This window comes from Shigella sp. FJ200513 (genome assembly GCF_040495915.1).
GTDB lineage: Bacteria > Pseudomonadota > Gammaproteobacteria > Enterobacterales > Enterobacteriaceae > ECMA0423.
The window spans coordinates 1-20,248 of the sequence record NZ_JBDYCV010000043.1 but is presented as its reverse complement, the minus strand read 5'-3'; the positions used below and the strand labels follow the sequence as shown (position 1 = coordinate 20,248).

The following is a 20,248-nucleotide window of genomic DNA, read 5'->3' as shown; positions in this document are numbered from 1 at the left end:
CCCAGGAAAGCATAACTCGATACCCGTCATAGTTCATGAAGTTGCCACTGCGCGATGAAGTATGACGAGTATGAAAGAGTGATGCGGATACAAAGGAGTAACTATGTTTCATCTCGATACTTTAGCAACGCTTGTTGCCGCAACGCTGACGTTGCTGCTCGGGCGTAAGTTGGTCCATTCCGTCTCCTTTTTGAAGAAATACACCATACCGGAACCTGTTGCGGGTGGTTTGTTGGTGGCGCTGGCGCTACTAGTACTGAAAAAAAGCATGGGCTGGGAAGTCAACTTTGATATGTCCCTGCGCGATCCGTTAATGCTGGCTTTCTTCGCCACCATTGGCCTGAACGCCAACATTGCCAGTTTGCGTGCCGGTGGGCGTGTGGTTGGCATCTTCTTGATTGTGGTTGTTGGTCTGTTGGTGATGCAAAATGCCATTGGCATTGGTATGGCTAGCCTGTTAGGGCTTGATCCGCTGATGGGGCTGTTGGCCGGTTCTATTACGCTTTCCGGCGGTCACGGTACGGGCGCTGCGTGGAGTAAATTGTTCATTGAACGTTATGGCTTCACCAATGCGACGGAAGTGGCGATGGCCTGTGCAACGTTCGGTCTGGTGCTGGGCGGCTTGATTGGCGGTCCGGTGGCGCGCTATCTGGTGAAACACTCCACCACGCCGAACGGTATTCCGGATGACCAGGAAGTCCCGACGGCGTTTGAAAAGCCGGATGTGGGACGCATGATCACCTCGTTGGTGCTGATTGAAACTATCGCGCTGATTGCTATCTGCCTGACGGTGGGGAAAATTGTTGCGCAACTTTTGGCTGGCACTGCTTTTGAACTGCCGACCTTCGTCTGTGTACTGTTTGTTGGCGTGATTCTGAGCAACGGTCTGTCAATAATGGGCTTTTACCGCGTCTTTGAGCGTGCGGTATCCGTGCTGGGTAACGTAAGCTTGTCGTTGTTCCTGGCGATGGCGTTGATGGGGCTGAAACTGTGGGAGCTGGCTTCGCTGGCGCTGCCGATGCTGGCGATTCTGGTGGTACAGACCATCTTCATGGCGTTGTATGCCATCTTCGTTACCTGGCGCATGATGGGCAAAAACTACGATGCGGCAGTGCTGGCTGCGGGTCACTGTGGTTTTGGCCTCGGTGCAACGCCAACGGCAATCGCCAACATGCAGGCGATCACTGAACGCTTTGGCCCGTCGCACATGGCGTTTTTGGTGGTGCCGATGGTCGGTGCGTTCTTTATCGATATCGTCAATGCGCTGGTGATTAAGCTGTATTTAATGTTGCCGATTTTTGCCGGTTAACCGATGAAGCGGCGGTCTTCTCACCGCCGCCTTTTACGCATTCGAGTAACGTTCTGTCTCCGGCATCCAGCGTTCTATCAAGGCTTTTGCCTGTTGTGGGTAACGTTCGTGAATATGTCGCGCCAGGCGCTGAACTTCCGGGATCATCGCCTGATCGCGCAGTAAATCCGCCACTTTAAATTCAGCATTACCCGTCTGACGCGTGCCTAACAATTCGCCAGGGCCGCGAATCTCCAGATCTTTTTGCGCAATCACAAAACCGTCGTTACTGTCGCGCAGCACTTGCAGGCGAATTTGCGCCGTTTTAGAAAGCGGCGTTTTGTAGAGCAGCACGCAGTGAGAAGCCACCGCGCCACGACCTACGCGCCCGCGCAGCTGGTGTAACTGCGCCAGACCCAGACGCTCAGGGTTTTCGATAATCATCAGGCTGGCGTTAGGCACATCAACACCGACTTCAATAACGGTAGTGGCAACCAGCAGATGTAGCTCACCTTGTTTAAACGACGCCATCACCGCCTGTTTCTCGGCTGGTTTCATCCGCCCGTGTACCAGGCCAACATTCAATTCTGGTAGCGCCAGTTTCAACTCTTCCCAGGTAGCTTCCGCCGCCTGCGCTTCCAGTAACTCTGACTCTTCAATCAACGTACAAACCCAGTACGCCTGACGACCTTCAGTTATGCAGGCGTGGCGCACGCGGTCAATGATGTCGGTACGGCGGGTATCAGGAATAGCGACCGTAGTCACTGGCGTGCGGCCTGGCGGCAGCTCATCTATCACCGAGGTATCGAGATCGGCATACGCCGTCATTGCCAGCGTGCGGGGGATCGGCGTGGCGGTCATGATCAACTGATGCGGATGGAAGCCCTGCTGCTGGCCTTTCTCCCACAATGCCAGACGCTGATGCACGCCAAAACGATGCTGTTCGTCGATAATCACCAGCGCCAGGCCGTTAAACTGCACCTGTTCCTGGAAGATGGCGTGTGTACCGACAATCATCTGCACCTGACCGCTGGCGATGGCTTCCTGCTGAGACAGTCGCGCTTTGCCTTTCTGCTTACCGGCGAGCCAGCCCACTTCGATACCGAGCGGTGCAAACCAGTTGCGGAAGTTATTGGCGTGCTGCTCGGCGAGTAATTCGGTTGGTGCCATCAGTGCCACCTGTTTGCCGTGGGCAATCGCACGCAGCGCGGCGAGGGCGGCGACCAGCGTTTTACCGGAACCTACATCGCCCTGTACCAGGCGCATCATCGGCACATCCAGCGCCATATCATGCTCGATCTCCGCCACTACGCGTGCCTGTGCGCCCGTTGGCTTGAACGGTAAGGCGGCGAGGAGTTTATTTTTCAGCGTGTCATTGGCGCTCAGCGGCTGGGCATGAAAACGCTGTGCTCCGGCACGTAAGGCTAACATGCTGAGGTTGTGCGCCAGCAGTTCTTCCAGAATCAGACGACGTTGCGCCGGATGCTGCCCGGTTTCCAGATCGCTAAGCTGTAGCGTCGGTGGCGGGCGGTGCAAAGTGCGCAACGCTTCCGGTAGCGTCATCATTCCTTGTGACAGTTCCGGCGGCAGGAGTTCTTCAATGGCGCAGGTGTCGAGCAGATCCAGCGCCTGGTCGGTTAATTTACGCAGCGTGGCCTGCTTTACGCCTTCCGTTGTTGGATAAACCGGCGTGAGCGTTTCCTGTAATTCTGGCGTGCTGAGATCGCCCTGCACGCGGTATTCCGGGTGGATCATCTCCGCACCATATTTACCGCGCTTTGCTTCGCCATAAGCCAGTACACGGCGGCCCGTCGCCAGGCTATTTTTCATTGCCGCGCTGAAATTGAAAAAGCGCATGGTGAGGATGCCGGAACCGTCGCTGATCTGGCAGGTCATCATCCGCCGACCGCCGAAGGAGATATTGCAGTTCAGCACTTCGCCTTCCACCGTGGCATAAACGCCCGGCAGTAGTTCTCCGATGGGGTAGAGATGGGTGCGATCTTCGTAGCGCAGGGGAAGGTGTAAGAGTAGATCCTGCACGGTATGCAGGTTGATTTTCGCCAGTTTGTTACTAAGTGCTGCGCCAACGCCCGTTAGGGAACTGAGTGGGACAGCATCTAACAGGCGACCTTTCATGGCACTTACCCTGCAGCCTGCATAGTAGCCCACCAGTCGGCATCAGCTTCGATCTCGCCTTGCTGATTGACGTGGGGATAAGGCAGGCCTTTGCGTTTTGCGACTTTCGCCAGCACCGGATAGCCGCCTTCAAACAACAGGCGTTGTTGCTCTGCTTCCGGCAACATGCTGTTTTCACGCAGGTACATGCCTGCATTTTGCCGCTGACGCTGGGCTTCGTAAAGAATGAGGGCTGAGGCAACGGAAACATTCAGCGACTGCACCATGCCGATCATCGGAATGATGATGTCCTGATCCGCCAGGGCCAATGCTTCCTGCGTGATGCCCGTTTTCTCCTGTCCCATCAAAATGCAGGTCGGGCGAGTGTAATCAATTTCGCGGAAATCGACAGCATTATCAGAAAGATGGGTTGCCAGAATCTGCATGCCCTGGCCTTTGAGATGAGCGACGGCATCGCCAATGGTGCGGTGTGTTTTCACCTGTACCCAGCTGTTACTACCCGCCGCTGCCGAAGCCATGGTGCGCATGCGGCTACCAGGCCAGACGGCGTGAACTTCATGTACGCCAACGGCATCTGCGGTACGAATAATCGCAGAAACGTTATGAGGTTTGTGGACCTGCTCCATGCAGACGGTCAGATCAGGCTGCCGCCTGGCGAGCATTTCGCAGATGCGTGCATAACGTGTTGGGTTCATAAAACATTAATTTCGGTTTCGGGTGACTTTAATCACGTCTGGCATCACGCGGATTTTGCGCATGATATTCGCCAGATGCACACGGTCACGAGCGGTCAGACGAATAAAGGCGCTGTAGACGCGACCATCTTTCTCTTCCGTATTCAAACTTTGAATATTCGAAGTCGTGGTGTTAATTGCCGCCGTCAGGTTTGCCAGCGCGCCCTGATGATTGAACATCTCCACCTTGATTTCGGTGATGAACTCCTGCGCCGTCTCTTTATCCCATTCCACAGCCATAAACTTCTCTGGCTCTTTCTGGTAGCCACGGATATTACGGCAGGATTCATGGTGGATCACCAGACCTTTACCGGGGCTGACGTGGGCGATAATCGGGTCGCCAGGAATAGGGCGGCAGCATTTCGCAAAGGTGATCAGTACGCCATCGGCACCTTTAATGGGCAGATGTCCGTGGCTTTGGGTTGCCGGTGGAATGGAGGCGTCCCCATGTTGCAGATTTTTCGCGACCACCACGCTCATTGCGTTACCAAGTCCGATTTCTGCCAGCAGATCGTCAAGCGTTGCCAGCTTCATGCGATCCAGCTCGCGCTGAATATTTTCCTGCGGGATTTCATTCAGCTTACGGCTACCACCCAAAGCATGGTTGAGCAGACGACGGCCCAGGCTTACAGAATCATCACGCTTGAGGTTTTTCAGCAACTGACGAATTTTGGCGCGCGCTTTTGAGCTAACGACAAAGTTCAGCCACGCGGCATTCGGGCGAGCGCCCGGTGCGGTAATGATTTCAACGGTTTGACCGCTGGTAAGCGGCTGCGACAGCGGGTAAGGCTGGCGGTCAACGCGTGCGCCCACGCAGGCATGACCGATATCGGTATGCACTGCATAAGCGAAGTCGACGGGCGTTGCACCGGCAGGCAGCTCGACAATTCGCCCTTCCGGTGTGAAAACGTAAATCTCATCCGGGAAGAGATCGGATTTAACGCTCTCGATAAATTCAAACGAACTACCGGCGCTCTGTTGCAGCTCCAGCAGGCTTTGCATCCAGCGCTGGGCGCGGATTTGCGCGGTGGTGCTGGTTTCGCCGTGCTCTTTATAAGCCCAGTGCGCGGCAACACCCATCTCCGCCATCTGATCCATATCTTCGGTACGGATCTGGACCTCAACCGGCACACCGTGCGGGCCGATCATCGAGGTGTGCAAAGACTGATAGCCGTTCGCTTTTGGAATGGCGATGTAGTCTTTCACGCGACCCGGACGCGGCTTGTACAGGCTATGCATTTGCCCGAGCACGCGATAACAGGTGTCGGAATCATTGACGATCACGCGGAAAGCGTAGATGTCCATGATTGAGTGAAAACGCTGCTCTTTGAGCACCATTTTGCAGTAAATCGAATAAAGATGCTTCTCGCGACCACTGACGCGGCAGGGAATTCCCGCTTCCTGCAAACGCCCTTCGATTTCCGAGAGGATTTTTTGGATCATCTCTTTACGGTTGCCGCGCGCGGCTTTCACCACTTCTTTGATTACGCGATAACGGTTGGGATACAGCGCCTCAAAACCCAGCTCTTCGAGTTCGGTTTTAATGTGGTGGATACCTAAACGGTGCGCCAGCGGGCTGTAAATTTCGAGAGTTTCACGGGCGATGCGGCGACGTTTGTCCGGGCGAAGTGAGCCCAGCGTGCGCATGTTGTGGGTACGGTCGGCAAGTTTGATGAGGATGACGCGGATATCCTGCACCATCGCCATAATCATCTTGCGAAAGTTTTCGGCCTGCGCCTCTTTCTTATCGCGGAACTTGAGTTTATCAAGTTTCGACACCCCCTCTACCAGCTCGGCGACGCTTTTACCAAAAAGCTGTTCCATATCCTGGTAGGTGGCGGGAGTATCTTCAATCACGTCATGCAGCAGCGCCGCCATCAGCGTTTCATAGTCGAGTTTCATCTCGGCCAGAATGCAGGCAACCGCTACCGGGTGCGTGATATAGGGTTCACCGCTTGAACGTGTTTGCCCCTCGTGAGCATCACGTGCAACGAGATACGCCTGCCGCAGACGCTTGATTTGGTCTTCCGGCAGGTAGGTTTGAATCAGTTGATTCAGGCTTTCAAACAGATACAAGGGCGACCCGCTTTGTGATTAACGACGACCTTCAGCAATAGCGGTAACGGCTTGTAATTCAGCGGCTTCCAGCTCTTGCTGTTCCTGGCGTTCGCGAACGTCGAGGATCTGGTTGTTGATCAGACCTTCTTCGATTTCGCGCAGCGCGATTACAGTGGTTTTATCGTTTTCTTCCGGTACCAGCGGATCCTTTCCGCCTACCTGCATCTGACGAGCGCGACGCGCGGCGACCAGTACCAGGTCAAAACGGTTACCAATTTTCTCTACAGCGTCCTGAACAGTTACGCGTGCCATACTTAAAAAGCTCCACAGGTGAAGAAATGACTGGGCATGATACTGAAATCAGGTTCAGTCTGCCAACAATTTGCTGATTAAAGCGTCATGACGCTGCTTTTGGCGGCTCATGCGCAGACGTTCGGCGCGAATAATGGTCTTCAAATCGGTCAACGCGGTATCGAAGTCATCATTCACAATCAGATAATCATATTCGGCGTAATGGCTCATTTCTGCAACAGCTTGCGCCATACGCTTTGCAATGACCTCTTCGCTGTCCTGACCGCGACCGCGTAGACGGCGGTCCAGTTCAATTTTGGACGGCGGTAAAATAAAGATACTCCGCGCGTGCGGCATCTTCTGGCGAATTTGCTGCGCGCCCTGCCAGTCGATATCGAGAAAAACATCGACACCGGTCGCCAGTACTTGCTCAATGGCCTCACGCGAAGTGCCATAGTAATTACCAAAAACTTCTGCGTGTTCGAGGAACGCATCTCTGCTAATCATTTCTTTAAATTCATCATGATTAACAAAGAAATAATGTTCACCGTGGACTTCACCAGGACGCGGTTGGCGTGTGGTGTGTGAAACAGAAACCTGGGTGTCATACAACGGTTGGGTTTTTAATAAAGCCTGAATCAGGCTGGATTTACCCGCGCCACTGGGGGCAGAAACAATATAAAGCGTGCCTTGAGCCATGAGTATCTTTCGTATGTGATTAGCGAAATAAAGCCTACATACGAGCTTATTATACACGGCGCGGCCATGTGACGTAGCCCTTGCTCACACTTTTTGCGCAAAGTTGTTGCGTTTTGCGTAGCTGTTTCCGCATTTGCCTGTGATTTACTGCAATAAAGACGATTCTCAGGAAGCGTCCTCGCAGACTCCGTTTTTGCCACTCGGCTTTGCCTTCACCACGTTGTATATCTGCCAGCCTGACTACAGCGGAGGTGAAGATGAAAGTATGGATGGCGATATTAATAAGTATCTTGTGCTGGCAATCATCTGTGTGGGCGGTCTGTCCGGCCTGGTCGCCAGCCAGAGCACAGGAAGAAATTTCCCGCCTGCAACAGCAAATAAAACAGTGGGACGATGACTACTGGAAGGAAGGAAAAAGTGAGGTGGAAGACGGTGTTTACGATCAGTTAAGCGCCCGTCTTACGCAGTGGCAACGCTGCTTTGTGAGCGAGCCCCGCGACGTGATGATGCCGCCTTTAAATGGTGCGGTTATGCATCCGGTTGCCCATACGGGTGTACGCAAAATGGCGGATAAAAACGCATTAAGTCTGTGGATGCGAGAACGTAGCGATCTTTGGGTGCAGCCAAAAGTTGATGGCGTTGCGGTAACCCTGGTTTATCGGGACGGGAAACTGAACAAAGCAATCAGTCGCGGTAATGGCCTGAAAGGCGAGGACTGGACGCAGAAAGTTAGCTTAATTTCCGCTGTGCTGCAAACCGTTAGCGGGCCTTTAGCCAACAGTACGCTTCAGGGGGAAATATTTCTCCAGCGCGAGGGGCATATCCAACAACAAATGGGGGGAATAAATGCCCGCGCAAAAGTTGCTGGCCTGATGATGCGCCAGGGGAATAGCGACACGCTAAACTCACTGGCTGTTTTTGTCTGGGCATGGCCGGATGGACCGCAGTTAATGACCGATCGTTTAAAGGAGCTGGCTACCGCAGGTTTTACTCTAACGCAGAGGTATACCCGTGCGGTTAAAAATGCTGATGAGGTTGCGCGCGTACGCAATGAGTGGTGGAAAGCGAAATTACCCTTCGTCACCGATGGCGTGGTTGTGCGAGGGGCTAAGGAACCCGAATCCCGTCATTGGCTACCGGGCCAGGCGGAGTGGCTGGTGGCCTGGAAATATCAACCTGTAGCTCAGGTTGCCGAAGTGAAGGCGATTCAGTTTGCGGTGGGTAAGAGCGGTAAAATATCGGTGGTTGCGTCACTCGCACCTGTCATGCTGGATGATAAAAAAGTCCAGCGGGTGAATATTGGTTCCGTCAGGCGCTGGCAGGAGTGGGATATTGCGCCTGGTGATCAGATCCTCGTCAGCCTTGCCGGTCAGGGTATTCCTCGCATTGATGATGTGGTCTGGCGCGGTGCAGAACGTACAAAACCGACACCACCAGAAAACCGCTTTAACCCGTTGACCTGCTACTTTGCTTCTGATGTTTGTCAGGAACAGTTCATTTCACGCTTAGTCTGGCTGGGGTCAAAACAGGTTCTGGGGCTGGATGGCATTGGTGAGGCCGGTTGGCGCGCGCTGCATCAGACTCATCGCTTTGAGCATATCTTTTCCTGGCTTTTATTAACGCCAGAGCAATTACAGAACACGCCGGGGATCGCGAAAAGTAAAAGTGCGCAGTTATGGCATCAGTTTAATCTGGCTCGTAACCAGCCTTTTACTCGCTGGGTGATGGCAATGGGAATACCGCTAACCCGGGCGGCGCTTAATGCCAGTGATGAACGGTCCTGGTCGCAACTTTTATTTAGCACGGAGCAGTTCTGGCAGCAGCTGCCGGGGACTGGATCTGGGCGCGCCAGACAGGTTATTGAATGGAAGGAAAATGCGCAAATCAAGAAGCTGGGCAGTTGGCTGGCTGCCCAGCAGATCACAGGTTTTGAACCTTAGTGACCTTCGTGGCTGTAGTAAAAGACCGGTAATCCCAGCTTAAGACGTAGCGCCAGTAAACGAGCAAAAAAGCCGAATACCAGGGTGGAGATAATCACCACATCATGGTTAGAAACATAGTGTTGCAGCGCGATGTACAGCACGGCGGAGGCAAATGAGACACCGGCATACAACTCTTTTTGAAAGACCAGCGGAATGCGTTTACAGAACATATCGCGCAAAACGCCGCCAAATACACCGGTGGTTACCGCCGCGACAACGGCAATAATTGGGCCGTGCCCCATATCCAGTGCAACCTGTGCGCCGATGATAGAAAAGACCACCAGTCCGAGCGCATCGAGCACCAGAAACACTTTGCGCAGGTAAGGCATTACAGGAGCAACGATAGTGGTGAGTACTGCGGCGGTAGCGACGATAATCACATATTCCGGGTGTTTGACCCAGCCGAGCGGATAGTGGCCCAGCAGAATATCGCGCACTGACCCTCCGCCAATTGCGGTGGCGGTTGCAATAATAATTACGCCAAATGTATCCATGCGCCGTCGCCCGGCCGCCAGCGCCCCCGTCATGGCTTCGGCAGTAATGCCAACCAAATACAAAATGTGTAACAGCATGGTTCTCTCCCTAAAAATCTGTCTGGCAGGGTAGCGATTTGTGCGCATTGTCACGATTGATATTTTTTAAGGTGAGAGGAAATTGATAACTTTTAGTTATGTGAAATCGCTATTTTCTGTAGCGTAGATGCATTCTTCTGACTTCTTGTCTGAGAAAATGCATAAGAAAAAATAGGTTAAAACTGAGGGGGGAAAAGAAAGGTGCAATGTTTAGCCATTGTGTTCACTGCACCTGGACCTTGGCTTACGCATCGGGTGTCTCAATCAACAAAAAGAGTTTTTCGTTTCTGCTATTTCTTCTCTGTAATTTTTACACTGTTTTCCAACTGCTTGATGCTGACCTGCGGGGTCGGCAACTCCTCAGGTATGGTTCCGCCAAGTTCCTGAATGGTTTGCCTCACCTTGCTACCCACGTCAAAGTGTGTGGTATTAGCTTGCTGTTTTGAATTCACGCTATCCCGCTTGAGTTTTTCTTCTGTTTGGGTAGCTCGAAAGAGATTAGCCGCCAGTTCTGTTGAACCCATATGATCCAGGATCTTCTGACTCTTTTTCAGCCCCTTCAGTTGGTGGATGGCTTTCTGATCTAATCCACCATACAGCCCCTGGTAACCATGATTCTGAAATATGGCGAAATCAGTAGCTGTCGCTACCCCAGCTTGCTGTGCTGCCTCAACCAATTGTTTGTTATGTTCTTTCAACTCATTTCTCAGAAACAGACGCTTTTCGTCTTCACGAAGTTGCTTAAATGCTTCATCGTCAGCAAGCTCCTGCCGTCGGGTCTGGATAGTAAAATAAGTCTGCCCTGCCGCAATGACCGGTTTCGCGGGGTCGCCGTTTTGTACTACCAGGTAACAGGCATAGCGGGAGAGTACGATGTCTTTTAATGCTCTTTTGGCATTTGAGCCAATTTTGACCATATCGAGGATCTCCTCGAAATGGTCATCAATTGTGTGACCACTGTTCTCACAGGCCTCTTTGGCGCGCGTTAATACAGGTATAAAGTGACGATACTCTGAATAACCCAGTAGTTTCCCAAGTTGTCTTGCTGACCATTGTTCTGCTCCGTTTGCATTAATCAGTTTTATCTCTTCAAAAGGTTGATGATGTTCGTTCATTGCCCACTCCATGTGATATCGATTGCAAAGAAAGTAAATCTGTAACTGTATTTATATACAGTTGTGAGTATCTCACGTTCTCAGTGTGCTGGGCAAAAAAACATCGCAAAATCTGGAGCAGGCACGCAAAACAGAATTGAAGTTGCGGGGAAGAAAAATGCCGCTCTGTTTGAGTGGGCGGCATTTGTGAAGGCTGAAAAGTCAGAATTGGTGTTACGAGTTACTCAATATTCTGAATCTGCTCGCGCATCTGCTCAATCAACACTTTCAGCTCGATGGCGGAGTTTGTCACTTCGGCATTGATAGATTTCGACGCAAGAGTGTTCGACTCACGGTTGAACTCCTGCATCATAAAGTCCAGACGACGACCAACCGCTTCTTTTTTCTTCAGAATGTTGTACGTCTCTTTAACATGCGCTTCGAGGCGGTCCAGCTCTTCGGCAACGTCAATTCGTTGTGCCAGCAGAACCAACTCCTGCTCCAGACGGTTGTTTTCCAACTGAACCTGAGCATCTTCCAGCTTCGCGACCAGACGCTCACGCTGCCATTGCAGAATTTCCGGCATATGGGCGCGGACTTTGACCACTTCGGCGGTGACGCCTTCCAGACGCTGCTCGATCAATGCTTTCAGTGCCTGACCTTCGGTTTCGCGCGCGACGATAAAGTCGTCCAGCGTACCATCCAACGCCGCGAGAATTTCAGCGGCAATCGCGTCGAGATCCTGCTCCTGGGCTGCCATCACGCCCGGCCAGCGTAGAATATCAACCGGGTTGATTTCCCCTTCGTCACTCTTCATTTTTACCCAGTTCGCGGCAGTTACCAGCTGTTTAGCCAGTTTTTCATTGAGGATCAGCTCACCTTGTGCGCTAACATCTGGCTCATAGCGCAGGGTACATTCCACTTTACCGCGCGTCAGGCGAGAACGAATACGCTCGCGAACGACAGGTTCAAGGCTACGGAACTGCTCCGGCAGACGAAAGTAAGTTTCCAGATAACGCTGGTTTACCGAGCGCATTTCCCAGGTTGCGCTCCCCCATTCACCCTTGATTTCACGCCGGGCGTAGGCGGTCATACTGCGGATCATAGACGTTCCTGTTTATAAAAGGAGAGGTGGAAGGATTATAGCCATCGATGCCTTGTCAGGATAGGAATAACCGCCGGAAGTCCGTATAATGCGCAGCCACATTTGTTTCAAGCCGGAGATTTCAATATGCGTCCAGCAGGCCGTAGCAATAATCAGGTGCGTCCCGTTACCCTGACTCGTAACTATACAAAACATGCAGAAGGCTCGGTGCTGGTCGAATTTGGCGATACCAAAGTATTGTGTACCGCCTCTATTGAAGAAGGCGTGCCGCGCTTCCTGAAAGGTCAGGGCCAGGGCTGGATCACCGCAGAGTACGGCATGCTGCCACGTTCTACCCACACCCGTAACGCTCGTGAAGCGGCGAAAGGTAAGCAGGGTGGACGCACAATGGAAATCCAGCGTCTGATCGCCCGTGCTCTTCGCGCGGCAGTAGATTTGAAAGCGCTGGGTGAGTTCACCATTACGCTGGACTGCGACGTGCTTCAGGCTGATGGTGGCACTCGTACCGCGTCGATTACGGGTGCCTGCGTGGCGCTGGCAGATGCGCTACAGAAGCTGGTGGAAAACGGCAAGCTGAAAACCAACCCGATGAAAGGGATGGTAGCCGCAGTTTCTGTCGGTATTGTAAACGGTGAAGCAATTTGCGATCTGGAATACGTTGAAGACTCAGCCGCAGAGACCGACATGAACGTAGTGATGACCGAAGACGGGCGCATCATTGAAGTGCAGGGGACGGCAGAAGGCGAGCCGTTCACCCATGAAGAGCTACTCACCTTGTTGGCGCTGGCCCGAGGGGGAATCGAATCCATTGTAGCGACGCAGAAGGCGGCGCTGGCAAACTGATTTTTAAGGCGACTGATGAGTCGCCTTTTTTTTGTCTGTAGAAAAGTAAGATGAGGAGCGAAGGCATGAAATCATATCAGCGCCAGTTTATTGAATTTGCGCTTAGCAAGCAGGTGTTAAAGTTTGGCGAGTTTACGCTGAAATCCGGGCGCAAAAGCCCCTATTTCTTCAACGCCGGGCTGTTTAATACCGGGCGCGATCTGGCACTGTTAGGCCGTTTTTACGCTGAAGCGTTGGTGGATTCCGGCATTGAGTTCGATCTGCTGTTTGGCCCTGCTTACAAAGGGATCCCGATTGCCACCACAACCGCTGTGGCACTGGCGGAGCATCACGACCTGGACCTGCCGTACTGCTTTAACCGCAAAGAAGCAAAAGACCACGGTGAAGGCGGCAATCTGGTTGGTAGCGCGTTACAAGGACGCGTAATGCTGGTAGATGATGTGATCACCGCCGGAACGGCGATTCGCGAGTCGATGGAGATTATTCAGGCCAATGGCGCGACGCTTGCTGGCGTGTTGATTTCGCTCGATCGTCAGGAACGCGGGCGCGGCGAGATTTCGGCGATTCAGGAAGTTGAGCGTGATTACAACTGCAAAGTGATCTCTATCATCACCCTGAAAGATCTGATTGCCTATCTGGAAGAGAAGCCGGAAATGGCGGAACATCTGGCGGCGGTTAAGGCCTATCGCGAAGAGTTTGGCGTTTAAAGAAACTCGCCGGATGAAAAGTCATCCGGCGTCATATTACTGCAACTGCGCGGCAATTAGCGGCCAGCGGGCGTCAAAATCATCCGTCGGGCGGTATTTAAATTCGCTGCGGACAAAACGTGACAGCATACCTTCACAGAAGGCCAGGATCTGGCTTGCCAGCAGGGTTTCATCGGTGGTGTAACCTTCACCCTCACGCATTCTCTTTTCACGCAATACCTGGCGCAGCTGCGCTTCAATACGCTCGAACAGCTGGTTGATGCGCCCTTGCAGGCGATCCTGTTCAAACATTAGCGCATGACCAGTGAGGATGCGGGTCAGGCCAGGATTACGCTCACCAAAACCGAGAAGCAGCAACACAATCAGACGCAGGCGCGCTGTGGTGTCTTTCTCATCTTTCAGAATCAGGTTGATGCGAGTAATCAGGCTATCTTCGATAAACTCAATCAGGCTATCGAACATGCGGGTCTTACTGGGGAAGTGGCGATACAGTGCCGCTTCGGAAACGCCGACAGAGGCGGCCAGTTTTGCCGTCGTGATACGTTGGCTTCCATCGCTGGATTCCAGCATCAGCGCCAGAGACTGAAGTATTTCCTCGCGACGGTTCCTTTTCGCAGTTTGTTTTTCTGCCATGTTACAAAATACCCCTGAAAATAAGCACTTGCCAGGCGGCACCCACGCTATGACCGCAAACGAAATGTTTGCGGCTATGTTATGACGTTATTCGGATGCGTATGTGTTACTGACGACCAGAGTGACCAAAGCCGCCTTCACCGCGGTCGGTGGCGTCGAAATCTTCCACCAGATTAAATTCAGCCTGTACTACCGGAACAAAAATCATCTGGGCGATGCGTTCGCCAGGTTGAATGGTGAAGCTGTCCTGACCACGGTTCCACACGGAAATCATCAACTGGCCCTGATAGTCGGAATCGATCAATCCTACCAGGTTACCAAGCACGATACCGTGCTTATGTCCCAATCCGGAGCGCGGCAGCATCATTGCCGCCAGTGAAGGATCGGCAATATGAATCGCCAGCCCGGTCGGAACCAGCGTAGTGTCACCCGGAGCCAGTTCTACGGCGTCGTCGAGACAGGCACGCAGGTCAAGTCCGGCAGAGCCAGAGGTGGCATAAGTCGGGAGCGGAAATTCCTTCCTAACGCGCGGGTCCAGAATCTTAACGTCGATTTTTTTCATCATAACGGGTCACGATCTCGTCGAGTAATAATTGGCCAAGGAGCTCTTTGCGCTCAAGCGGTAAGACTTTATCTCCGTCCTGCCAGAAAAGGTGTAATGCGTTGTTGTCGCTGTTAAATCCTTGAGTTGGCTGGGAAACATCGTTCGCGCAGATCAGATCAAGGTTTTTACGGATACGTTTTTGCCGGGCGTATTCTTCCACATTATTTGTTTCGGCGGCAAATCCAACGACGTAGGGTCGATGGTCTTTTAGTGCGGCAACGCCTGCGACGATATCGGGGTTTTTAACCATTTTTATTGTTAATTCATCACCCTGCGTGGCCTGCTTTTTGATTTTTTCTGGGGCCACGGTAGCTGCGCGATAATCCGCCACGGCGGCGCAACCGATAAAAATATTTTGCTGCTGTACAGAAGCATTCACGGCGGCTTCCATTTCCAGCGCGGTCATCACATCAACACGTTTAACAAACGGTGGCGTCGGTAGTGAAACTGGACCTGATACCAGCGTGACGTTCGCGCCACGACGGGCAGCAGCGGCGGCGATAGCAAAACCCATCTTGCCGGAGCTGTGATTAGAGATATAACGCACCGGATCGAGCGGTTCACGCGTCGGACCGGCGGTAATCATAATGTTCAGATGTTTCAGGTCGTTGACGGGCGAAAAATGCGCCACCGCCATATCCACAATGGTTAACGGATCGAGCATTCGTCCAGGACCGATATCACCACAAGCCTGACTGCCACTGTCTGGCCCCCAGATGAGCAAACCACGGGAAGCAAGCACCTCTAAATTATGCTGCGTGGCAGCGGCACGGTACATCTGCTGGTTCATGGCGGGGAGCACGGCTACAGGCGCAGGTGTAGCCAGACAAATCGTCGATACCAGGTCATTCGCCATTCCGGCAGCAACACGGGCAATCAAATCTGCCGTGGCAGGGGCGAGAATCACTAAATCAGCCCATTTACCCAGCTCAATATGGCCCATAGCGGCTTCGGCTGCCGGGTCAAGCAGACTGTCGGAAACGGGATAACCAGAAACCGCCTGCAAGCTAAGTGGGGTGATAAAGGCTTTTGCCGCTTCGGTCATGGCTACGCGGACGTCGGCCCCGCGATCGCGCAAACGACGCACCAGTTCAGGGGTTTTATAGGCAGCAATACCGCCGCTAACGCCGAGAACGATTTTTTTACCGGCCAGGCTCATGATGATTTTTCCTGTTGGGTGACACCAGAAGTTGGCGATTTTATCACAATACTTTTGTTGTCGTGCCTTCACCTGAGATTCACTTTGCGAGGCTCTTTCCAGGATTGAAAACTGGCCGTCGATTTAACGGAACGGCTATGACAGGATGCGAGCACCACAAAGGAGGTGAAGGTGAAAAACAATGCACAGCTGTTGATGCCGCGCGAAAAAATGCTGAAGTTTGGTATTAGCGCCTTAACGGATGTCGAGCTGCTGGCGCTATTTCTGCGTACCGGAACGCGCGGTAAAGATGTATTAACCCTGGCAAAAGAGATGCTGGAGAATTTCGGCTCTCTTTATGGCTTGTTAACCTCTGAATATGAACAATTTAGTGGTGTTCATGGAATTGGCGTAGCGAAATTTGCCCAGTTAAAGGGGATTGCTGAACTGGCGCGACGTTACTACAACGTGCGGATGCGTGAAGAAAGCCCTTTACTCAGCCCGGAGATGACGCGGGAATTTTTACAAAGCCAGCTCACGGGTGAGGAGCGGGAGATCTTTATGGTGATCTTTCTCGACTCACAACACCGGGTTATAACGCATAGCCGTCTTTTTTCCGGCACGCTAAACCATGTTGAAGTCCATCCTCGGGAAATTATCCGCGAAGCGATAAAAATAAACGCCTCGGCGCTGATCCTTGCACATAATCACCCTTCGGGTTGTGCTGAACCCAGTAAAGCGGATAAACTCATTACTGAACGGATAATAAAGAGTTGTCAGTTCATGGATTTACGCGTGCTCGACCATATCGTGATTGGGCGTGGAGAGTATGTTTCTTTTGCCGAACGCGGCTGGATTTAACCCGCTATGCGCGATCCTTCGGGATCTTTGTCTGTTCGGGACTTGAGCACATCGCTGAGTCAGCGTATACTACGCCACCTTTGAGAATCTCGGGTTTGGCATTTGGGCCTGGCAATCGAGAGTTCACATAGAACTGCGATGACCGGGCTGTAAAGCCTGACGAGGCGCCAATACCCCATACGAAGCTCGAGCTAATTTGATTTTTGGAGAATAGACATGTCCCGAGTCTGCCAAGTTACTGGCAAGCGTCCGGTGACCGGTAACAACCGTTCCCACGCACTGAACGCGACTAAACGCCGTTTCCTGCCGAACCTGCACTCTCACCGTTTCTGGGTTGAGAGCGAGAAGCGTTTTGTCACCCTGCGCGTATCTGCTAAAGGTATGCGTGTAATCGATAAAAAAGGCATCGATACAGTTCTGGCTGAACTGCGTGCCCGTGGCGAAAAGTACTAAGTACTTAGAGGAAATAAATCATGGCTAAAGGTATTCGTGAGAAAATCAAGCTGGTTTCTTCTGCTGGTACTGGTCACTTCTATACCACTACGAAGAACAAACGTACTAAGCCGGAAAAACTGGAACTGAAAAAATTCGATCCAGTTGTTCGTCAGCACGTGATCTACAAAGAAGCGAAAATCAAATAATTCTCGCTTTGATGTAACGAAAAACCTCGCTCCGGCGGGGTTTTTTGTTATCTGCTTGCCCCCATATTGATTGCATCTGTTCATTCCTGGAGATGCTATGCCTGAATTACCCGAAGTTGAAACCAGCCGTCGCGGCATAGAACCGCATCTCGTTGGTGCAACCATTCTTCATGCGGTGGTGCGCAACGGACGCTTGCGCTGGCCGGTTTCAGAAGAGATCTACCGATTAAGCGATCAACCAGTGCTTAGCGTGCAGCGGCGGGCTAAATATCTGCTGCTGGAGCTGCCTGAGGGCTGGATTATCATTCATTTGGGGATGTCTGGCAGCCTGCGCATCCTTCCAGAAGAACTTCCCCCTGAAAAGCATGACCATGTGGATTTGGTGATGAGCAACGGTAAAGTGCTGCGCTACACCGATCCGCGCCGCTTTGGTGCCTGGCTGTGGACCAAAGAGCTGGAAGGGCATAATGTGCTGGCCCATCTTGGACCGGAGCCGCTTAGCGACGATTTCAATGGTGAGTATCTGCATCAGAAGTGCGCGAAGAAAAAAACGGCGATTAAACCGTGGCTGATGGATAACAAGCTGGTGGTAGGGGTAGGGAATATCTATGCCAGCGAATCACTGTTTGCGGCGGGGATCCATCCGGATCGGCTGGCGTCATCACTGTCGCTGGCAGAGTGTGAATTGTTAGCTCGGGTGATTAAAGCGGTGTTGCTGCGTTCGATTGAGCAGGGTGGTACAACGCTGAAAGATTTTCTGCAAAGTGATGGTAAACCGGGCTATTTCGCGCAGGAATTGCAGGTTTACGGGCGAAAAGGTGAGCCGTGTCGGGTGTGCGGTACGCCGATTGTGGCGACTAAACATGCGCAGCGGGCAACGTTTTATTGTCGGCAGTGCCAGAAGTAATTCATGCGAGCCGGATGGCATACCATCCGGCATAAACGCTACGCTAATTTTGCCATCAGCGCCTGATGGACATTCTCCGGCAGGAAATGGGTGACATCGCCCTGATGGCGCGCCACCTCTTTCACCAACGATGAAGAGATAAACGACCACTCTTTCGACGGCATCAGAAACACACTTTCCAGTTCCGGCATTAAGTGGCGATTCATATGCGCCAGCTGCATTTCATATTCAAAATCCGCCACCGCACGCAGGCCACGAATCAGCACCGTAGCGTGTTGATTACGGGCGAAGTTCGCCATCAAATCACTAAACCCGACCACTTCCACGTTCCCCAGATGCGCGGTTGCCTGCTGTGCCAGTGCCACACGCTCTTCCAGGGTAAACATCGGTTTTTTACTGGGGCTGGCGGCAATCGCCAGAATAACGTGATCGAACATCTGCGTGGCGCGCGTCACGATATCGATATGACCATTGGTAATGGGATCGAAAGTACCCGGATAAATCGCCCGTTTTTGCATAACAACCTCAATGCGTTTTCGGTGGCAGGTAAGGTTCCAGCAGTTGAAGCAGACGCTGTAGCGCGCCCTGGTTTTGATACAGTACTTCAACGGCATGACGGCCATAGAAACTACGGTAAACGGCGTCGGTGAGTAAAGAGGAAACCTCTTTTGCAAGCGTAGTGGCATCGGTAACGGTAATAAGCCCGCTTGCCTGCTCCAGCCGCGCGCAAATGTCTTTAAAGTTAAAAGTATGCGGCCCCATCAATACCGGAATAGCGTGTGCGGCAGCTTCCAGCGGATTATGCCCACCACGTTCAACCAGTGAACCGCCAACAAAGGCGAGATCGGCAATGCCGTACAGTAACATCAACTCGCCCATCGTATCGCCAACCACAACCTGCGTGCTGGTGGAGGGGACTTCCCCTGAAGAGCGTGTGATATAGCTTAGTCCAGCCTGGCGGACAAGGTTAATCGCATCCGGGAAGCGTTCTGGATGACGGGGTACCAGGATGAGCAATAAATTCGGGAATTGCTGTAACAATGCCTGATGTGCGGCAATGACCACGCTCTCTTCACCTTCGTGAGTGCTGGTGGCAATCCATACCGGGCGGTGTGGTGCCCATTGGCGGCGTAGCGTCACGGCTTTAGCAGCCAACTGCGGAGTTACAGAAATATCGAATTTCAGGCTACCGGTAACGGTTACCTGGTTATTTTTTGCGCCCAGCGCCACAAAACGTGCACCATCTTCTTCATTTTGCGCAGCAATCAGCGTAATACGACGCAGCAAGCGGCGGACGAATTTACCCAGTTTGGCATAACCTGCGGCCGAGCGGGCAGAGAGTCGCGCGTTAGCGATCACCAGCGGAATTTTACGTTTATGTAGCGCCGCAATCAGGTTAGGCCATAGTTCGGTTTCCATAATCAACACCAGTTTGGGGTCGACTTTATTCAGGAAACGGTTGAGCGCATCGGGCAGGTCATACGGCAGATAAACGTGCTGAACATCCTTCCCGAAAGCCGATTGTACGCGCTCCGAACCGGTTGGCGTCATGGTTGTAACGGTAATCGGTAAATCAGGATAACGATGACGCAGCGCGCGCACCAACGGGATCGCCGCCAGAGTTTCACCGACGGAGACGGAGTGCAGCATAATGCCGCCTGGTTTTAGCGGATGGCGGTAAAAACCGTAACGTTCACCCCAGCGTTTTCGATAGGCCGGAGCCTTACGTCCGCGCACCCAGAGCCGTATCCAGATCAGCGGCTGAATAAGGTAGAGAAGGGCGGTGTAAAGCAATTCGAGCATAGTAAATAGCTGACTTATGGATGTGCTGGGGATTCTATGTATTTAGCTGTGGCTTTACCATTACTTTTCCCGTTTTTGGGTAATGCTGCCAACTTACTGATTTAGTGTATGATGGTGATTTTAAGGTGCTTGCGTGGCTTCCATTTCCATCA

General features: G+C 52.5%; 21 protein-coding genes. 8 read left to right on the top strand and 13 right to left on the bottom strand.

The window, feature by feature from the left end; all coding sequences use genetic code 11:
• Positions 1–103 precede the first annotated feature (103 nt).
• The gene (gltS, locus tag ABZJ92_RS11390; protein ID WP_000468833.1) at positions 104–1,309 is read left to right on the top strand and encodes a sodium/glutamate symporter; all 1,206 of its coding nucleotides are present in this window, start codon (positions 104–106) and stop codon (positions 1,307–1,309) included.
• A 33-nt stretch (positions 1,310–1,342) separates the two neighbouring features.
• Here gltS and recG read toward each other — a convergent pair whose 3' ends face one another.
• From recG to gmk, 5 genes are read right to left on the bottom strand one after another with little or no spacing between them, the layout of a single operon-like run.
• Entirely contained in the window at positions 1,343–3,424 is a 2,082-nt protein-coding gene (gene recG, locus ABZJ92_RS11385) for an ATP-dependent DNA helicase RecG (protein WP_000678442.1), read from the bottom strand.
• A gap of 5 nt (positions 3,425–3,429) precedes the next feature.
• The gene (gene trmH / locus ABZJ92_RS11380) at positions 3,430–4,119 is read right to left on the bottom strand and encodes a tRNA (guanosine(18)-2'-O)-methyltransferase TrmH (RefSeq protein WP_001070177.1); all 690 of its coding nucleotides are present in this window, start codon (positions 4,117–4,119) and stop codon (positions 3,430–3,432) included.
• Between the two features lie 6 nt (positions 4,120–4,125).
• Positions 4,126–6,234 carry a bifunctional GTP diphosphokinase/guanosine-3',5'-bis pyrophosphate 3'-pyrophosphohydrolase gene (spoT, locus tag ABZJ92_RS11375; RefSeq protein ID WP_000280488.1) on the bottom strand — a complete coding sequence of 703 codons (2,109 nt, stop codon included), beginning with the start codon at positions 6,232–6,234 and terminating at the stop codon, positions 4,126–4,128.
• An 18-nt stretch (positions 6,235–6,252) separates the two neighbouring features.
• On the bottom strand, positions 6,253–6,528 hold the full coding sequence (rpoZ, locus tag ABZJ92_RS11370; protein ID WP_000135056.1) for a DNA-directed RNA polymerase subunit omega: 276 nt from the start codon (positions 6,526–6,528) through the stop codon (positions 6,253–6,255).
• Between the two features lie 54 nt (positions 6,529–6,582).
• Positions 6,583–7,206 (bottom strand): guanylate kinase, encoded by a 624-nt coding sequence (gmk, locus tag ABZJ92_RS11365; RefSeq protein ID WP_001295237.1) that lies wholly within the window; start codon positions 7,204–7,206, stop codon positions 6,583–6,585.
• A 257-nt stretch (positions 7,207–7,463) separates the two neighbouring features.
• On the opposite strand from gmk, the gene ligB reads away from it, so the two are divergent.
• Positions 7,464–9,146: an NAD-dependent DNA ligase LigB gene (ligB, locus tag ABZJ92_RS11360; RefSeq protein WP_005093444.1), complete on the top strand. Its 1,683-nt coding sequence runs from the start codon at positions 7,464–7,466 to the stop codon at positions 9,144–9,146.
• On the opposite strand, the gene ABZJ92_RS11355 is transcribed toward ligB, so the two are convergent.
• From ABZJ92_RS11355 to ABZJ92_RS11345, 3 genes are all read right to left on the bottom strand, one after another.
• Positions 9,143–9,760, bottom strand: a complete 618-nt coding sequence (locus tag ABZJ92_RS11355) for a trimeric intracellular cation channel family protein (RefSeq protein ID WP_000924289.1) — start codon at positions 9,758–9,760, stop codon at positions 9,143–9,145. The genes ligB and ABZJ92_RS11355 overlap by 4 nt on opposite strands.
• Before the next feature lie 290 nt (positions 9,761–10,050).
• Positions 10,051–10,875 carry a DNA damage-inducible protein D gene (gene dinD / locus ABZJ92_RS11350; protein WP_005052162.1) on the bottom strand — a complete coding sequence of 275 codons (825 nt, stop codon included), beginning with the start codon at positions 10,873–10,875 and terminating at the stop codon, positions 10,051–10,053.
• A gap of 220 nt (positions 10,876–11,095) precedes the next feature.
• Positions 11,096–11,959, bottom strand: a complete 864-nt coding sequence (locus ABZJ92_RS11345; RefSeq protein ID WP_000621323.1) for a YicC/YloC family endoribonuclease — start codon at positions 11,957–11,959, stop codon at positions 11,096–11,098.
• A 126-nt stretch (positions 11,960–12,085) separates the two neighbouring features.
• Between ABZJ92_RS11345 and rph the strand changes: the two genes are divergently transcribed.
• Both rph and pyrE read left to right on the top strand, forming a co-directional pair.
• A complete protein-coding gene (gene rph, locus ABZJ92_RS11340; RefSeq protein WP_001247089.1) occupies positions 12,086–12,802 on the top strand; it encodes a ribonuclease PH in 717 nt (238 codons plus the stop codon).
• A 65-nt stretch (positions 12,803–12,867) separates the two neighbouring features.
• Positions 12,868–13,509, top strand: a complete 642-nt coding sequence (pyrE, locus tag ABZJ92_RS11335; protein ID WP_000844529.1) for an orotate phosphoribosyltransferase — start codon at positions 12,868–12,870, stop codon at positions 13,507–13,509.
• A gap of 36 nt (positions 13,510–13,545) precedes the next feature.
• Here the strand turns inward: pyrE and slmA are convergent, their stop codons facing one another.
• From slmA to coaBC, 3 genes are all read right to left on the bottom strand, one after another.
• The gene (slmA, locus tag ABZJ92_RS11330; protein WP_000818601.1) at positions 13,546–14,142 is read right to left on the bottom strand and encodes a nucleoid occlusion factor SlmA; all 597 of its coding nucleotides are present in this window, start codon (positions 14,140–14,142) and stop codon (positions 13,546–13,548) included.
• Positions 14,143–14,248: 106 nt separating this feature from the next.
• On the bottom strand, positions 14,249–14,707 hold the full coding sequence (gene dut, locus ABZJ92_RS11325; protein WP_000976081.1) for a dUTP diphosphatase: 459 nt from the start codon (positions 14,705–14,707) through the stop codon (positions 14,249–14,251).
• Complete coding sequence (gene coaBC, locus ABZJ92_RS11320; RefSeq protein ID WP_000050139.1) at positions 14,685–15,905, bottom strand: bifunctional phosphopantothenoylcysteine decarboxylase/phosphopantothenate--cysteine ligase CoaBC; 1,221 nt, start codon at positions 15,903–15,905, stop codon at positions 14,685–14,687. The genes dut and coaBC overlap by 23 nt, the downstream gene beginning before the upstream one ends.
• A 171-nt stretch (positions 15,906–16,076) precedes the next feature.
• On the opposite strand from coaBC, the gene radC reads away from it, so the two are divergent.
• From radC to mutM, 4 genes are all read left to right on the top strand, one after another.
• Complete coding sequence (gene radC / locus ABZJ92_RS11315) at positions 16,077–16,745, top strand: RadC family protein (RefSeq protein ID WP_001297375.1); 669 nt, start codon at positions 16,077–16,079, stop codon at positions 16,743–16,745.
• A 216-nt stretch (positions 16,746–16,961) separates the two neighbouring features.
• A complete protein-coding gene (rpmB, locus tag ABZJ92_RS11310; RefSeq protein WP_000091955.1) occupies positions 16,962–17,198 on the top strand; it encodes a 50S ribosomal protein L28 in 237 nt (78 codons plus the stop codon).
• A gap of 20 nt (positions 17,199–17,218) precedes the next feature.
• Positions 17,219–17,386: a 50S ribosomal protein L33 gene (gene rpmG / locus ABZJ92_RS11305; RefSeq protein ID WP_001051798.1), complete on the top strand. Its 168-nt coding sequence runs from the start codon at positions 17,219–17,221 to the stop codon at positions 17,384–17,386.
• Positions 17,387–17,483: 97 nt separating this feature from the next.
• A complete protein-coding gene (gene mutM / locus ABZJ92_RS11300) occupies positions 17,484–18,293 on the top strand; it encodes a bifunctional DNA-formamidopyrimidine glycosylase/DNA-(apurinic or apyrimidinic site) lyase (RefSeq protein WP_001114533.1) in 810 nt (269 codons plus the stop codon).
• 38 nt (positions 18,294–18,331) lie between these two features.
• Here mutM and coaD read toward each other — a convergent pair whose 3' ends face one another.
• Positions 18,332–18,811, bottom strand: coding sequence for a pantetheine-phosphate adenylyltransferase (gene coaD, locus ABZJ92_RS11295; RefSeq protein ID WP_001171866.1), 480 nt, complete (start codon positions 18,809–18,811; stop codon positions 18,332–18,334).
• Between the two features lie 7 nt (positions 18,812–18,818).
• Complete coding sequence (gene waaA / locus ABZJ92_RS11290; RefSeq protein ID WP_000891565.1) at positions 18,819–20,096, bottom strand: lipid IV(A) 3-deoxy-D-manno-octulosonic acid transferase; 1,278 nt, start codon at positions 20,094–20,096, stop codon at positions 18,819–18,821.
• Positions 20,097–20,248 lie beyond the last annotated feature (152 nt).

What these genes read in the sequence shown, in the direction of transcription:
- waaA (WP_000891565.1), bottom strand. Translation starts at nt 20,096, where the DNA reads ATGCTCGAATTGCTTTACACCGCCCTTCTCTACCTTATTCAGCCGCTG.
- recG (WP_000678442.1), bottom strand. Translation starts at nt 3,424, where the DNA reads ATGAAAGGTCGCCTGTTAGATGCTGTCCCACTCAGTTCCCTAACGGGC.
- slmA (WP_000818601.1), bottom strand. Translation starts at nt 14,142, where the DNA reads ATGGCAGAAAAACAAACTGCGAAAAGGAACCGTCGCGAGGAAATACTT.
- gmk (WP_001295237.1), bottom strand. Translation starts at nt 7,206, where the DNA reads ATGGCTCAAGGCACGCTTTATATTGTTTCTGCCCCCAGTGGCGCGGGT.
- rpmB (WP_000091955.1), top strand. Translation starts at nt 16,962, where the DNA reads ATGTCCCGAGTCTGCCAAGTTACTGGCAAGCGTCCGGTGACCGGTAAC.
- rph (WP_001247089.1), top strand. Translation starts at nt 12,086, where the DNA reads ATGCGTCCAGCAGGCCGTAGCAATAATCAGGTGCGTCCCGTTACCCTG.
- rpoZ (WP_000135056.1), bottom strand. Translation starts at nt 6,528, where the DNA reads ATGGCACGCGTAACTGTTCAGGACGCTGTAGAGAAAATTGGTAACCGT.
- dut (WP_000976081.1), bottom strand. Translation starts at nt 14,707, where the DNA reads ATGATGAAAAAAATCGACGTTAAGATTCTGGACCCGCGCGTTAGGAAG.
- ABZJ92_RS11355 (WP_000924289.1), bottom strand. Translation starts at nt 9,760, where the DNA reads ATGCTGTTACACATTTTGTATTTGGTTGGCATTACTGCCGAAGCCATG.
- rpmG (WP_001051798.1), top strand. Translation starts at nt 17,219, where the DNA reads ATGGCTAAAGGTATTCGTGAGAAAATCAAGCTGGTTTCTTCTGCTGGT.
- ABZJ92_RS11345 (WP_000621323.1), bottom strand. Translation starts at nt 11,959, where the DNA reads ATGATCCGCAGTATGACCGCCTACGCCCGGCGTGAAATCAAGGGTGAA.
- ligB (WP_005093444.1), top strand. Translation starts at nt 7,464, where the DNA reads ATGAAAGTATGGATGGCGATATTAATAAGTATCTTGTGCTGGCAATCA.
- dinD (WP_005052162.1), bottom strand. Translation starts at nt 10,875, where the DNA reads ATGAACGAACATCATCAACCTTTTGAAGAGATAAAACTGATTAATGCA.
- gltS (WP_000468833.1), top strand. Translation starts at nt 104, where the DNA reads ATGTTTCATCTCGATACTTTAGCAACGCTTGTTGCCGCAACGCTGACG.
- mutM (WP_001114533.1), top strand. Translation starts at nt 17,484, where the DNA reads ATGCCTGAATTACCCGAAGTTGAAACCAGCCGTCGCGGCATAGAACCG.
- trmH (WP_001070177.1), bottom strand. Translation starts at nt 4,119, where the DNA reads ATGAACCCAACACGTTATGCACGCATCTGCGAAATGCTCGCCAGGCGG.
- coaBC (WP_000050139.1), bottom strand. Translation starts at nt 15,905, where the DNA reads ATGAGCCTGGCCGGTAAAAAAATCGTTCTCGGCGTTAGCGGCGGTATT.
- pyrE (WP_000844529.1), top strand. Translation starts at nt 12,868, where the DNA reads ATGAAATCATATCAGCGCCAGTTTATTGAATTTGCGCTTAGCAAGCAG.
- coaD (WP_001171866.1), bottom strand. Translation starts at nt 18,811, where the DNA reads ATGCAAAAACGGGCGATTTATCCGGGTACTTTCGATCCCATTACCAAT.